Source organism: Vibrio sp. 10N.222.52.B7 (assembly GCF_041474275.1).
Lineage (GTDB): Bacteria > Pseudomonadota > Gammaproteobacteria > Enterobacterales > Vibrionaceae > Vibrio > Vibrio crassostreae_C.
The window spans coordinates 101268-114409 of the sequence record NZ_JBFRTU010000006.1; the positions used below are offsets into that span (position 1 = coordinate 101268).

General features: G+C 46.7%; 13 protein-coding genes and 1 pseudogene. 4 read left to right on the top strand and 10 right to left on the bottom strand.

Going from position 1 to position 13142, the window contains the following annotated elements:
• Positions 1-19: 19 nt before the first annotated feature.
• From AB4512_RS02935 to puuE, 9 genes and pseudogenes are all read right to left on the bottom strand, one after another.
• Positions 20-493: a GrpB family protein gene (locus tag AB4512_RS02935; protein WP_372174378.1), complete on the bottom strand. Its 474-nt coding sequence runs from the start codon at positions 491-493 to the stop codon at positions 20-22.
• A 16-nt stretch (positions 494-509) separates the two neighbouring features.
• A complete protein-coding gene (locus tag AB4512_RS02940) occupies positions 510-749 on the bottom strand; it encodes a hypothetical protein (protein WP_017086627.1) in 240 nt (79 codons plus the stop codon).
• A gap of 96 nt (positions 750-845) precedes the next feature.
• Positions 846-935: pseudogene (locus AB4512_RS02945) on the bottom strand (AraC family transcriptional regulator); the annotation flags it as partial.
• Positions 936-982: 47 nt separating this feature from the next.
• On the bottom strand, positions 983-1255 hold the full coding sequence (locus tag AB4512_RS02950; protein WP_017064999.1) for a DUF4282 domain-containing protein: 273 nt from the start codon (positions 1253-1255) through the stop codon (positions 983-985).
• Positions 1256-1647: 392 nt separating this feature from the next.
• Positions 1648-2967 carry a urate hydroxylase PuuD gene (locus AB4512_RS02955; RefSeq protein WP_372174380.1) on the bottom strand — a complete coding sequence of 440 codons (1320 nt, stop codon included), beginning with the start codon at positions 2965-2967 and terminating at the stop codon, positions 1648-1650.
• Positions 2968-2981: 14 nt separating this feature from the next.
• Entirely contained in the window at positions 2982-3542 is a 561-nt protein-coding gene (locus AB4512_RS02960; RefSeq protein WP_102428165.1) for an ureidoglycolate lyase, read from the bottom strand.
• A 14-nt stretch (positions 3543-3556) separates the two neighbouring features.
• Entirely contained in the window at positions 3557-4543 is a 987-nt protein-coding gene (gene alc / locus AB4512_RS02965; protein ID WP_102332253.1) for an allantoicase, read from the bottom strand.
• A 123-nt stretch (positions 4544-4666) separates the two neighbouring features.
• On the bottom strand, positions 4667-5182 hold the full coding sequence (gene uraD / locus AB4512_RS02970; RefSeq protein ID WP_017086622.1) for a 2-oxo-4-hydroxy-4-carboxy-5-ureidoimidazoline decarboxylase: 516 nt from the start codon (positions 5180-5182) through the stop codon (positions 4667-4669).
• A gap of 22 nt (positions 5183-5204) precedes the next feature.
• On the bottom strand, positions 5205-6143 hold the full coding sequence (puuE, locus tag AB4512_RS02975; RefSeq protein WP_017083064.1) for an allantoinase PuuE: 939 nt from the start codon (positions 6141-6143) through the stop codon (positions 5205-5207).
• A 411-nt stretch (positions 6144-6554) separates the two neighbouring features.
• Between puuE and uraH the strand changes: the two genes are divergently transcribed.
• The 4 genes from uraH to AB4512_RS02995 all read left to right on the top strand — a co-directional run bounded on the left by uraH (position 6555) and on the right by AB4512_RS02995 (position 11692).
• The gene (gene uraH / locus AB4512_RS02980) at positions 6555-6908 is read left to right on the top strand and encodes a hydroxyisourate hydrolase (protein ID WP_004732855.1); all 354 of its coding nucleotides are present in this window, start codon (positions 6555-6557) and stop codon (positions 6906-6908) included.
• Between the two features lie 245 nt (positions 6909-7153).
• Complete coding sequence (locus tag AB4512_RS02985; RefSeq protein WP_372132965.1) at positions 7154-8497, top strand: NCS2 family permease; 1344 nt, start codon at positions 7154-7156, stop codon at positions 8495-8497.
• A 224-nt stretch (positions 8498-8721) separates the two neighbouring features.
• Positions 8722-10173, top strand: coding sequence for a nucleobase:cation symporter-2 family protein (locus AB4512_RS02990; RefSeq protein WP_372132967.1), 1452 nt, complete (start codon positions 8722-8724; stop codon positions 10171-10173).
• A gap of 157 nt (positions 10174-10330) precedes the next feature.
• Positions 10331-11692 (top strand): 8-oxoguanine deaminase, encoded by a 1362-nt coding sequence (locus tag AB4512_RS02995; RefSeq protein ID WP_372057742.1) that lies wholly within the window; start codon positions 10331-10333, stop codon positions 11690-11692.
• Between the two features lie 169 nt (positions 11693-11861).
• Here the strand turns inward: AB4512_RS02995 and gabT are convergent, their stop codons facing one another.
• The gene (gene gabT, locus AB4512_RS03000) at positions 11862-13133 is read right to left on the bottom strand and encodes a 4-aminobutyrate--2-oxoglutarate transaminase (RefSeq protein WP_102320842.1); all 1272 of its coding nucleotides are present in this window, start codon (positions 13131-13133) and stop codon (positions 11862-11864) included.
• Positions 13134-13142: the final 9 nt, after the last annotated feature.

The window sequence follows — 13142 nt, forward strand, 5'->3', positions numbered from 1 at the left end:
TCTATCACAAGGCGACTGGCTATTTCAGCTCCAATACATACTCAATGAAATCCGCTTTCTTTTCACGGTACTTTTCTTGAGACCAACCTTCACAAGACATTTTGAGGGTGTTGTATTGCTTAACTAATGCCGGATTCGCACGTAGCTTGTCACGAAACCTTAGAAAGCATTCGAACTCAGAACTATTGGCGACCACTTGCAAGGCCACATCATCAGAAGATGTAGATTCCAACATACACAGTTCCGGCGTTCTTAAGGTATCGAGTTTCTCATTGAAGCCGAGTGTTGTGAGCCTCTCTATAACATCCTCAAGTTCGCCAAGATCAACACCTACAAAGATATCCAAATCGCCCTTAGACACTGCAGATGGAATAGAAGATGCGCCTACATGCTCAATTCTCGCGTTAGGGATTAGCTTTTTGATTTCACGTTCGTATCGGACAAACAGCTCGTGGCAAGCTGCTTGGTATTGCTCCGCGGGGTAAAATTTCATATATCCTTACTCCGAATCACAAACTATTGAACACACCAATTGCTAACAGAAGCAACACGATGCTAATAGCTCCGATATAAGAGATTCTGGTTCGCTCTTTTTCAGTTGGAATCAATGGGGGGAAGCGCCCTAATGTGAATACTTTACAGACTATCCAGCCAGCTCCGTAACCAATGAACTCAATCAATATCGACTGAAACAGATACCTAAAGAATGAGCTCAATGCCCTAAAATACGCGACTATCAAGTCTTCCATTTTTTGTCCTAAGTAAAGTCAATTTGGACTAAAAATGCCATGGGTAGAGATTCATATCAAGAACCTTATACAGGACTGCGCACGCAATGAATCAGTTTAAACGTAAGTACTTACTATCGACATGCAATGATTCACAGAGTCTTCTTTCTCACCAACAGGCGCAACATAGTGAATTGCAGCTTCGGCATGTTAGACAGCTAACATCGAAGTGTTAGCTGTCACGCATCTGAATACTAGGCTTCAGTCTCGCCTTTTAAGTCCTTTAGAGACTGCAGGTTTTCATTAATTTTGAAGATAACTATCATCAATTCACACCAAATTCTCGCACCTATAGCGCCGCCTAATATCGTAAACGCACCAAGAATAAACTTCTCAAATGTTACGCCTCCATATCCTCCAAACATGGTTGCTAGTCCTGAAACTACAGCGATTAGCAACAACAACCAATATAGGCCAGTAACTAACTTAGGAGTTAACATTGAGTCGAACGAAAAAACTGATTTCATTACTATATTTCCTTATTTTTTATGAAATTTATACTTGGGTATCTAACTAGTTCTTTGTGAATATTCGCAATCAAAAGCTTTGAATTTCAACAAGCTTTCCTTTCAGAACATACACATACCAAACATACAGCCTAAATTTCATGACCAACAACAATTTATATGCAACTAAATATGTCATGTAACGCAAATATCGAACTCACGTCGGTGGGTTCATAAAACTATTAAGGATGCATACTAATAAAGTTTCTAATATGCCTTTGTCCAAAAACAACAAAAAGCCCCGGTTATAGGAACCGGGGAAACAGGGTGGGATGAGTTTGGTGCGTGCCCGAAACCAAACTCTCCCCAAGCCTCACCTAAGACTCATGCTCTTAGGTAAAGAATTCACATCATTATTGAAGCGTAGCGCCTTGCTCTACCCAAGTGCCGATGAGTGCGCGTTCTGCATCGGTCATTTGAGTCATGTTGCCGAGCGGCATCACCTTGGTTGTTACGGTTTGAGCAACAATCCTTGGGACGTTGGCTTTAATCTCTTCTGGGGTATCAAACATCACACCGGCTGGCGCAGCAGCAAAAGCAGCGTGGCTCGGGGTTGATGAGTGACACACCGAACAGCGCTCTTGAATGACTTTGTTGATGGTTTCAAAGCTTACACCTGCGCTAGCCGTTTGCATTGCGTGGTCTGCAGGAACAGCTTGAGAACTGGCCGTCGTTGAAGCGGTGGCGTTCGAAGCAGCCTCTTCTGTCGCTGATTCAGTCGCGCTTACTTGCACTTCTTGAACCACTGGAGCTTGTACAACTGGAGTCATCTGTTTTTTCGCGTAAGGTGAAGTAACAAACGCAAGCGTGATCATACCCAATGCCGCTACTGGTACTGTCCATGCAAACTTCTGGCTACCATGACGGGTGTTGAAGTAGTGACGCACCAAGATACTGAAGATCGCTAGCCCAGCAAGAATCAGCCAGTTGTATTCCGAGCCATAAGTACTTGGGAAGTGGTTACTGATCATGATGAACAGCACTGGCAGTGTCATGTAGTTGTTGTGACGAGAACGCAGTAAGCCTTTCGCTGGCAGTGCCGGATCCGGTTCGCGCTTCTCTTCTATCGCTTTCACCAAGTTACGCTGCGCAGGCATGATAACGCGGAATACGTTACCCACCATGATGGTACCAATGATCGCACCAACATGGATGTAAGCGCCACGACCACTGAACACTTGAGTTAGGCCGTACGTCGCAGCGACGAGCAGCACAAACAGCACAACGCCAAGCAACACGGGGGTTTTACCTAATGGTGAGTCACACAGTAAGTCGTAGATAAACCAGCCGGCAACGAATGAACCAATACCAATCGCGATTGCGGTTGTTGAATCAAGGCCAGAGCCTGGTGCAATCAGGTAGATTTCAGCGTTGAGGTAGTAAACCACACCCAGTAAACACACACCGGTGAACCACGTGAAATAAGCTTCCCATTTGAACCAGTGCAGGTGCTCTGGCATCTCGGGTGGCGCAAGTTTGTACTTCTCTAGGTGATAAATACCACCACCGTGAATCGCCCATAAGTCGCCTGAAAGGCCCGTTTTTGGGTTTACTCGGTTAAGGTTGTTCTCTAACCAAACAAAGTAAAATGATGCGCCTATCCACGCAACACCAACAATCATGTGAGCCCAGCGTATTGCTAAATTCAACCATTCTGTAATATGCGGATCCATAATAAACTCCTGTATCACAACGCTTTAGCTAAGCGTTGCTCTTCCTTATTGTCGTCCGTTGGCAAGTCGTCCAAATGCAATGCCACTCGGTCGCTGTCGAAATAAACTTCATCACAGTTGTGCCCTTCGCCGCCTCTATCGACGATCAAGAACTGGTCTTGATCAGTAAGCGCGAGAACTGGGTGATGCCACACCCCTTTGTGATAGTTCACTCCTTGACGGCCGTTGCTCAAGAAAGCTCGGCTCTTGGCTAATGTTGGATCATCGCCTTTTGGCGCAACAACAATTAAATAGGGTTGACCAAGTAATGGAATGAATGCCTGAGAGCCAAGTGGATGACGCTCTAACATTTTGATGGTCAGTGGGTAGCTCAACGGTGTGGCTTGGAAGATGCTAATGATCGCTTCTCCGTCTTGGTCTTGCACATCCGTTGTCGCTAGCTTGTGGTAGCGACGTGTTGATCCACTGTTGATCATGAAGAAATCACTATTATCAGACTCGATAACATCGCCAAACTCTGCAAAAGCCTGCTTGGTTAACGGTTCGATGGATAAACGACGTATTCCATTACTCATACTCATTTCCTTACCTATTTCGCCTTCGTACCAAACAGACGCAAACGGCTGATACCGCCATCTGGGAATATGTTTGCACGTACGTGGGTAATCGCACCAAGGTCGTTAACCTCAGAAATGAATTCGTGAATCTCGTGCGCTTGCAGCTTTTGAGCAGGCAGCAGTTCACGCCAGAATAGGCTTTGTGTTTCGACTTGGTCGTCGGTACCGCCTTTCACGTAAGCCGCTTGAATTGAGCAGCTGTCTGGGTAGTTACCTTTGAAATGAGCAGTATCCACTACGATACGTTCGATGTTGCCTGGGTGGCCTAGTGCCACGATAACCCAGTCGTTACCCGGTGTACGACGACGCGCGGTTTCCCAACCGTCACCCATGTTTTCACCGCGGCCAGGGCCTAAAATATTGGCTTTGTTGCCGTAGTGCTCGTCGCTACATGCTAGCGCTCGGCCACCGTGTTCAACCGATGCTAGGTCAACTTGTTGCTGAGAATCTATTGCTTCCCAATCCACACTTGGTCGGCCATAAACACGTAGGCGCGCTACACCGCCGTCTGGATAGATGTTCAAACGTAGGTGCGTAAATACTTGGTCGCTTTCAATCGCTTCAAGATGATGATGATCACCCTGTAATGCCATTGAAGGCAGAATTTCTTGCCACTCTGTTGAGTCAGTTGGCTCACCTTGCGGTGAATAACACGCGTCAATTGATGCCGAAGGTGGGAAGTTACCTGTGAAGAATGAGGTATCAATATCAACGCCAGCAATAGTGCCAGCTAGGCCAAGGCGAACGACACAGTAGTCGTAACCTTCACCACGTTTACGTCTGCTTTCCCAACCGTCCATCCACTTGCCGTTATCGTCGTATAAGTCGTCTTTCCACTCTGGTGCTGCGTGGCTGAGTAGACGGCTTTTATCCGCGAAAAAATCGTCTGTTGCGAAGATAGCTTCTGCGCCGAGTTTTTCGTCTGCAAGGTTTATGTATTGTTCAAATGTTTGGGTCATGTCCGTGTAATCCTATCCAATTAATCAAGTAATAATAAAATGAGAACTTAATGGCTTATTCGCTTATAAAGCGTGCTCTTAGCGCACTAAGACTGGGCTGAGATAGCTGTTAACTCCGTTAACTTACATATCCCAGAGACGAAACATCGCGATCTTGTTGATCTCTTGAATCGCCGTAGCAAACTCAGTTTCACTATCATTTCCTAATCGCATCTCGAACGACTCAAGAATTTGGTAACGATTGGCTCCCTTCACCGCCATGATAAAAGGGAAATTGAAGCGACTTTTGTAGCTGTTGTTGTAAGAAGTGAATTTTTCAAATTCTTCGGCGTTGCACTGGTCGATGCCCGCCCCCGCTTGTTCTTTGGTCGACGACTCGGTGAGTTCGCCGTTTACTGCTGCTCGACCGGCTAAATCCGGGTGAGCGTTGATCAAAGCCAACTGTTTGCCTTGGTCTGCACCTAACAAGGTCGATGCCATTTTCAGATGAAGATTCTCGATATGGTCATCTTCGGCATTCAAACCTTGGTCATACACCACTTCTGCAACCCATGGGCTGTGTTCGTAGACATCAGCGAAGTGAGCGACAAAGGTATCGCGGTCCATGGTTGTTGGTTGGCATGATCGAAATTCAGTCACGTTAAGCCTCCTTGCTTCACTGCTACTTTTGCTGTTGATGATTAGCGTTATTTGGTTGATATGGATGATGTTGGTGCCAGTGGTTGGCGATATCGATTCGACGACACAACCACACGCTGTCGTGCTGTTTTACGTAATCTAAGAAACGTCTTAATGCAGCAATACGACCGGGGCGACCAATCAGACGACAATGCAGCCCAACCGACATCATTTTCGGTGCTGTTTCGCCTTCCATATAAAGGGTGTCAAACGTGTCTTTTAGGTATTGGAAAAACTGCTCACCCGAATTGAAGCCTTGCGCGGTTGAAAAGCGCATGTCGTTCACATCAAGTGTGTATGGGATCACCAATTGCGGATGACCAGTCTCGGTGTGCCAATAAGGTAGGTCATCATCATAGGCATCGGAGTCGTAAAGAAAGCCGCCTTCTTCTGCCACTAAGCGACGAGTGTTCGGCCCTGTTCGACCTGTGTACCAACCTTGTGGGCGTTGACCCGTCACTTGTTGGATGATCTCAATCGCTTTGGTCATGTGGTCGCGCTCTTCAGACTCATCAATGTATTGATAGTCTATCCAGCGATAACCGTGGCTACAGATTTCGTGACCCGCTTCGACCATGGCTTTGGCAACGTCTGGGTGACGCTCAATCGCCATTGCAACCGCAAAGACGGTCAGTGGGATTTCATATTCATCGAACAAGCGAAGAACACGCCATACACCCGCACGGCTACCATATTCATAGATAGACTCCATGCTCATGTGACGTTCGCCTTTGATCGGCTGTGCTGACGGGATCTCTGAAAGAAAAGCTTCAGACTCGTCGTCTCCATGTAACAAACAACGCTCACCGCCCTCTTCATAGTTCAATACAAAAGAAACCGCGACGCGCGCATTACCTGGCCATTGAGGGTTTGGAGGGTTAGCTCCGTAACCGATCAAATTTCTTGAATAATCCTTATTCATCCAAGTACTCCTAACATAAGTGGTTGGCTTAGCCGCTCTTTAAGTAAGTAACCAAATGATTCAACCAAATGGATTCTCGATAAACAGAGCAACCTTACCCCTGTACATTTATTGTATACAATTATTTATCTCAATGTAAAGATTTTGTTATTCAAGTTAAATTTACGCATTATTACCAATTAAAAACAATAACTTAATAAAACCAAAAGTCACCAAAAAAAGATAATCAAGATCTATAAAGTCAGAAAAAACGACACAATAGTTAACATTTTTCCAACAATTCGCTTTACTAATTGTGTACAGTTCGTACATAGTTAGTGATAACAAAGTGACCAGTTGCATTCTTTGCAAGGTCGAAACAGACAGATAAACCACGGAACAGAGGAGCGCCAAAAGCGCTATTAAAGGACTATGGGAAGATTAACAACACACGTATTAGACACGACTCACGGCTTACCGGGTGCAGAGATCAAGGTAGAGCTTTATAAGGTCAATGAAGACTCAACAGAAAAGTTGGCGACGGTAATCACTAACTCCGATGGCCGAACCGATGCGCCGATTCTGGCAGGGAATGATTTCCGACCGGGGAAATATCAATTGGTGTTTTACGTTGCGGATTACTACAAAAGCAAAGGTGTGGAATTGGATGGTGTGCCTTTCCTAGACGATGTGGTTATTCGTTTCGGCTTAGATGATCCAGAAGCGCATTATCACGTTCCTCTTCTCGTCTCCCCTTACAGTTTCTCAACCTACCGGGGCAGTTAGTCTCATGACCTAGAACTTCTAACTAGGCTCACCGACAAATATTAAGCAGATTAGTGTGTGCATCTAAAATGATGCGCGCTCATTAAACACGCTCATATAAAAATACTAATAACGTTATTAGTTAGAGAGTTGATGACTAATCAACTGATAGCTAAAGAAATAGCGGCTAGGAAAAACCTTAAAACTTAATATTGAAATCTCGCTGTATTCAATAAATGGATCACAACATAAAAGGACTTGCTGACATGAGTGAGAGTAAAACAGAAATACTCAACCAAGATGCGAACAACGGAATTTTAGAGAAGTTTTTTAAAATTAAGGCCCACGGAAGTAGCGTAAAAAATGAGTTAGTCGGTGGTGTCACTACCTTCGCAACCATGGCTTACATCATCTTCGTTAACCCACAAATCATGGCCGCTTCAGGCATGGATTCAGGCGCGGTATTCGTCGCGACCTGTATTGGTGCTGCGATCGGTTGTTTGTTAATGGGGCTATTTGCGAATTGGCCTGTCGGACTTGCGCCGGGCATGGGCTTGAACGCCTTCTTCTCGTTCACAGTAGTAAGCGAAATGGGCTACAGCTGGGAAGTCGCGCTAGGTGCGGTGTTTATCTCCGGTATCTTGTTCGTCGGGATGAGCTTTTACAAAGTCCGCCAATGGATCATCGAGAGTATTCCAGAGAGCTTGCGCTATTCAATGACTGCAGGTGTTGGTTTGTTCTTAGGTCTAATTGGCTTAAAAACAGCGGGGATCGTCGTCGAAAACCCAGCAACTTTGGTTTCATTGGGTGACTTCACGAAACCAGAAGCTCTGCTTGCTGCGATTGCATTCTTGATCATTGCGGTTCTGAGTGAGCGTAAAGTGTTTGGCGCGGTGCTTATCGGTATTTTGAGTGTAACGCTAGTCGGCATGATGCTTGGCCTAGTTCACTACGATGGCTTCTTCGCTGCACCACCAAGCTTAGCGCCTACCTTTATGGCAATGGATATCGCCGGTGCACTAAACGTATCGATGATCAGCGTTATCTTGGCTTTCCTTTTTGTAAACATGTTTGATACAGCTGGTACCTTGATGGGCGTAGCTGAGCGTGCAAACCTGACCAACCCTGAAACGGGCAAGATTGAAGGCCTAAGCAAAGCACTGAAAGCCGACAGTATTTCAAGCGTGGCAGGTGCGTGTGTAGGCTGTCCGCCAGTAACCAGTTATGTAGAGAGTGCAGCCGGTGTTGCAGCAGGCGCACGTACAGGTCTTTCAGCAATCGTGGTTGGTGTGTTGTTCTTAGCGGCAATTTTCCTATCACCGCTTGCAGGCATGATCCCCGCTTACGCAACGTCTGGTGCTCTTATTTACGTCGCATTCGTGATGATGAGCAGCATGCAGCACGTCGATTGGAAAGACTTCACTAACGGTGCTCCAGCCGCGATTACCGCACTAATGATGCCACTGACCTTCTCTATCGCGAACGGTATCGCATTGGGTTTCATTACCTACACAGTGCTTAAGTTGGCGACAGGTAAAACCAAAGATGTGTCTATCTCGATGTACTTCCTAGCGGCTATCTTCATCGCCAAGCTAGTGTTCATCGGTTAACCCTAAAGCTCCTGAGCAGTCATTTCTTGATTGCTCACAACGTTGCTTGGCTGGTTCGCAAGCCAAGCAACAACATGATTTTTAAGAAAGCTAATTGCATTGATGACGAGAGAGCAGAAACCCTACCGATTCAGTGCACTTTTTTATGACCCTACGCAGTTTGTAGAAGTCATTATTTGACCGCCAATCGCCTGTAAACGGAAACGCAGGCAGAGGAATATCAAATGAAACTTCTGTACACCCTTAATGAAAGACCGCCCCATGGGCTAACCCTTCTACTTGCTTTACAACACATGCTCGCCTCGATTGGTGGCATCGTCGCTGTCCCGCTTATTGTCGGTGCTTCTATCGGCCTACCTAACACAGAGATCGTTTCACTGATCAATGCGGCGCTATTGGCTTCTGGTATTGTGACTGTCGCGCAATGTCTCGGTTTTGGCCCTGTTGGTATTCGACTGCCTGTTGTAATGGGCTCAAGCTTTGCCTTTTTAGGTGTGGCTATTTCCATCGGTAACGAAGGTGGTGTCGCCGCGATCATGGGCTCAGCGCTTATCGGCTCGTTCGTAGTGATTGGTGCCAGCTTCTATATGGACAAGGTTCGGAAACTGTTCCCAACCGTGGTAAGTGGTGTAGTGGTTACCTTAATCGGCTTAACCATTTTACCGGTTGCCATGAACTGGGTCGGAGACTCTCCTGCCAACACAGAACAATTCGCCACGCTGCCAAAGCTGTTTCTAGCACTGATCTCTTTGGGGATTGTGGTTGGCGTATCGGTTTACTGTAAAGGCGCGGTTGCCGCTTCGGCCATCGTGATTGGTTTAGCGGGCGGCTACATTGTGGCGCTGTCGCTCGGCATGGTCGACCTTGAGCAAATCAGTTCTGCCGCTTGGATCGGTGGACCTGAGCCCTTCAAATATGGCTTTACCTTTTCTGCGAGTGCCATCATCAGCATGAGCTTGGTGTACATCGTGGTTATCGCCGAAGCAACAGGTGACTTCATGGCACTAGGCAACAACTGCCAAACCCAAGTCAGCGGTAAAGACTTAAAACGTGGTCTATTGGGCGATGGCCTTGGCAGTACCTTATCTTCGATTTTAACGGCAATGCCACTGGCATCGTTCAGTCAAAACGTCGGTATTGTGGGTATCACAGGTGTAGCAAGTCGTTATGTAGTGGCTGCAACCGGTGGTTTGCTAATTTTAGGCGGTTTATTCCCGAAATTAGCCGCTATTGCCGTCACGATTCCGAAACCTGTTCTAGGTGGTGTGGGTTTTGTGATGTTCGGAATGATTGCCTACGCAGGTATCCGCATGTTGATCAAAGCCGCAGACACCAAGCGAAATGCCTTGGTAATCTGTGTAGGTTTGGCGTCTGGCTTGGCGGTAACTTTCGAACCAAGATTGCTGCAACACTTGCCGCATGATCTAGCGAACTTTCTTCATTCTGGCATTACAACAGGCACCATCATGACGGTTCTTCTAAACCTTGTGTTGCCGAAATCTTCACGAGCAGAAGAGCAAGAAGCACTGGCCGAAAGCCAAGCGCAAGTTGAGCTAGAAATGAAAGAGCAAGCTGAAGAAGAACGACACTCAGACGAGCAATTAGAGATTCAGCAAGCAAGTACAGAAGCAGACGTTCAAGCAGCATCAGATAACCCTGAGCCAAAAACGAACTAGCTAGTTCACTGACTAACGTAAAACCGATTTCCGTAGGATCAGGGCTGATTAGAGCATTGAACGTTTTAACGCCCTGATTCGAATTTATCTTTCAACAGCAAATACCAATAAAGACCCTCTTCCCTGAAAAGGCTGAGATGGCTAAGGACTACTATGAATGGAAACCATCTGGATTAAGAATCCTCTCGCAATCTACACTGGCTCACTGGCTGATGCAGAAGGCGGTATTGTCATTAAAGGTAATACAATCATTGAGCTGGTTGGCAAACACAAAGAACCGACCTTACCCGTAGATTACAGCGTCGACGCCTCTCGTCATGTTGTGACTCCTGGGCTTATCAATGCGCACCACCACTTCTATCAAACCCTAACGCGAGCCTACCCCGGCGCACTCAATAAAGAACTCTTCCATTGGCTACAAAGCCTCTACCCAGTTTGGGCCAACCTCGATTCGGAGATGATGAGCCTCGCAACAGAGCTTGCTCTGGTTGAGCTGATGATGTCGGGCTGTACCACTGCTTCCGATCACCATTACTTGCTACCAGACGGGCTTGAGCACGCTATTGATTTGCAAGTCGAGGCCGCAGAGAAACTGGGCGTTAGAGCGATATTTACCCGAGGTTCCATGAGCCTAGGGGAAGATGAGGGTGGATTGCCACCAAGACACACCATTCAAACCGAACAAACCATCATTGATGACAGCCAGCGCTTGATTCGTGATTACCACCAGCGTGATGAAGGGGCGATGATTCAAATCGCGCTCGCGCCTTGTTCGCCGTTCTCAGTCACTACCGACCTGATGAAAGAGACCGCCAAGATCAGTGAGCGTGAAAACGTCATGATGCACACGCACCTATGCGAAACGCTCGATGAAGAAGACTTCTGTATAGAGAAGTTTGGCTTGCGCCCAGTTGATTACCTAGAAGATGTGGGTTGGCTGAACGAGCGCACTTGGCTCGCTCATGGTATTCACTTCAATCCAGAAGAGATCAAACGTTTGGGTAAAGCAGGCATTGGTATCAGTCACTGCCCAACTTCCAATATGATGTTGGCTTCCGGTATTTGTAAAAACAACGATCTAGAAGCAGCAGGCGTAAAAGTCGGGCTAGGTGTGGATGGTTCGGCCTCAAACGACGGCTCTAATATGATTGCCGAAGTGCGCATGGCGATGTATCTACAACGCCTGCAATATGGTTCCGCCAACGTTTCACACTTTGATGCATTGCGCTGGGCGACATCCGGTTCTGCCGCGGCAATGGGCAGAACCGACATTGGTACACTAGAGGTTGGCAAACAAGCCGATATCGCGATGTTCAAGCTCGATGATATTCGTTTTTCTGGCAGCCACGACCCACTGGCCGCATTACTACTTTGTGGTGCTCAACAAGCGGATAAAGTGATGGTTGCAGGTAAGTGGCGAGTGAACGATGGCGCTGTGATTGGCGTAGACATGGAACAACTAATGCACCGCCACCATGCAGCTGCAATGAAGCTAGGTAAACTGGCGATGAATAATTAAATACTCTCTAACTAGAAAAGCGAAAAAAGGCCGACGTGATGTCGGCCTTACTTATTCATTCACAGCCCCGTCCTCAATGTGTAAATACATTTCAGGAAGGGACATTATAAGCACGAAAAGAATATCTACAATGACCTTTATATTAAAATACAATGTCTTAACTCAAATCCTAAACAACTTCCAGAATAATTTTCTCAAGCTTATCTAAGCCTTCGCTGAGTACTTCAGATTCAATAGTTAATGGTGGAAGCAGACGAATTACATTCGCTTTTACACCACACGAAAGCAGAATAAGACCATTTTCTTGTGCTTTCGTTATCACCGCTTTAGTTAAGTCCTGCAATGGCTTGCCTGACTCTGGATCAGTAAACTCAATAGCCATCATCGCTCCAGTGGTACGTATTTCACCAATAGCTGGAACCGATTCCTGTAGCTTGCTCATACGGGCATTCACAACCTCACCAATGCCCATTGCTTTAGCACACAATTGCTCTTCTTCGATAATTTTTAGGACTTCTAAACCAGCCACACACCCCAACGGAGAGCCAGCGTAAGTACCACCTAAGCCACCTGGTAGTGCCGAATCCATAACACCGGCTTTTCCCACTACTGCTGAGATAGGGAAACCACCCGCAATACCTTTTGCCATTGTTATCATGTCGGGTTCAATGCCCAGATATTCAGTGGCAAACATTTTACCCGTGCGCGCAAAGCCCGTTTGAATTTCATCCGCGATAAGCATAATGCCGTATTTGTCACACAACTCACGCAGGCCTTGAGCAAACTCCGCGGGGGCTTGATAGAAACCGCCTTCACCTTGCACAGGCTCAAAGATTATCGCCGCCACGCGTGATGGCTCAATATCACACGCAAACAAATCATCGAGCGCTTGCAGGCTTTGTTCTGTGCTTACACCATGAAAAGCATTTGGGTAAGGTGCATGAAATATTTCATTTGGAAATGGGCCAAAGCCCGCTTTGTAAGGCGCGACTTTACCCGTTAGCCCCATGGTCATATTAGTGCGGCCGTGGAAGCCACCTTTAAAAGCAATCACACCACTGCGGCCAGTATGAGCTCTCGCTACTTTCACAGCATTCTCAACCGCTTCAGCTCCTGTTGTCAGGAAAATCGCTTTTTTATCACTGTCACCGGGGGCGAGTTCTGTGAGCTTTTCTGCCAGTTCAACAAAGGAGGCATACGGCGTTACCATCGCACAAGTGTGTGAAAAGTTATCCAGTTGAGCCTTTACCGCTTCGTTGATACGCTTATTTGCATGCCCTGTATTCGTCACCGCGATACCAGCAGCAAAGTCGATATATTTATTTCCATCCACATCCCACACGTGAGCATTCTCTGCTTTTTCAACATAAAGTGGGTACAGTGCGCCCATGCCTTGAGCGATAACTTGGCTTCTTCTTTGATGTAGTTGTTGATTTGTCATTGTCATGTC

What these genes read in the sequence shown, in the direction of transcription:
- AB4512_RS02935 (WP_372174378.1), bottom strand. Translation starts at nt 493, where the DNA reads ATGAAATTTTACCCCGCGGAGCAATACCAAGCAGCTTGCCACGAGCTG.
- AB4512_RS02940 (WP_017086627.1), bottom strand. Translation starts at nt 749, where the DNA reads ATGGAAGACTTGATAGTCGCGTATTTTAGGGCATTGAGCTCATTCTTT.
- AB4512_RS02950 (WP_017064999.1), bottom strand. Translation starts at nt 1,255, where the DNA reads ATGAAATCAGTTTTTTCGTTCGACTCAATGTTAACTCCTAAGTTAGTT.
- AB4512_RS02955 (WP_372174380.1), bottom strand. Translation starts at nt 2,967, where the DNA reads ATGGATCCGCATATTACAGAATGGTTGAATTTAGCAATACGCTGGGCT.
- AB4512_RS02960 (WP_102428165.1), bottom strand. Translation starts at nt 3,542, where the DNA reads ATGAGTAATGGAATACGTCGTTTATCCATCGAACCGTTAACCAAGCAG.
- alc (WP_102332253.1), bottom strand. Translation starts at nt 4,543, where the DNA reads ATGACCCAAACATTTGAACAATACATAAACCTTGCAGACGAAAAACTC.
- puuE (WP_017083064.1), bottom strand. Translation starts at nt 6,143, where the DNA reads ATGAATAAGGATTATTCAAGAAATTTGATCGGTTACGGAGCTAACCCT.
- uraH (WP_004732855.1), top strand. Translation starts at nt 6,555, where the DNA reads ATGGGAAGATTAACAACACACGTATTAGACACGACTCACGGCTTACCG.
- AB4512_RS02985 (WP_372132965.1), top strand. Translation starts at nt 7,154, where the DNA reads ATGAGTGAGAGTAAAACAGAAATACTCAACCAAGATGCGAACAACGGA.
- AB4512_RS02990 (WP_372132967.1), top strand. Translation starts at nt 8,722, where the DNA reads ATGAAACTTCTGTACACCCTTAATGAAAGACCGCCCCATGGGCTAACC.
- AB4512_RS02995 (WP_372057742.1), top strand. Translation starts at nt 10,331, where the DNA reads ATGGAAACCATCTGGATTAAGAATCCTCTCGCAATCTACACTGGCTCA.
- gabT (WP_102320842.1), bottom strand. Translation starts at nt 13,133, where the DNA reads ATGACAAATCAACAACTACATCAAAGAAGAAGCCAAGTTATCGCTCAA.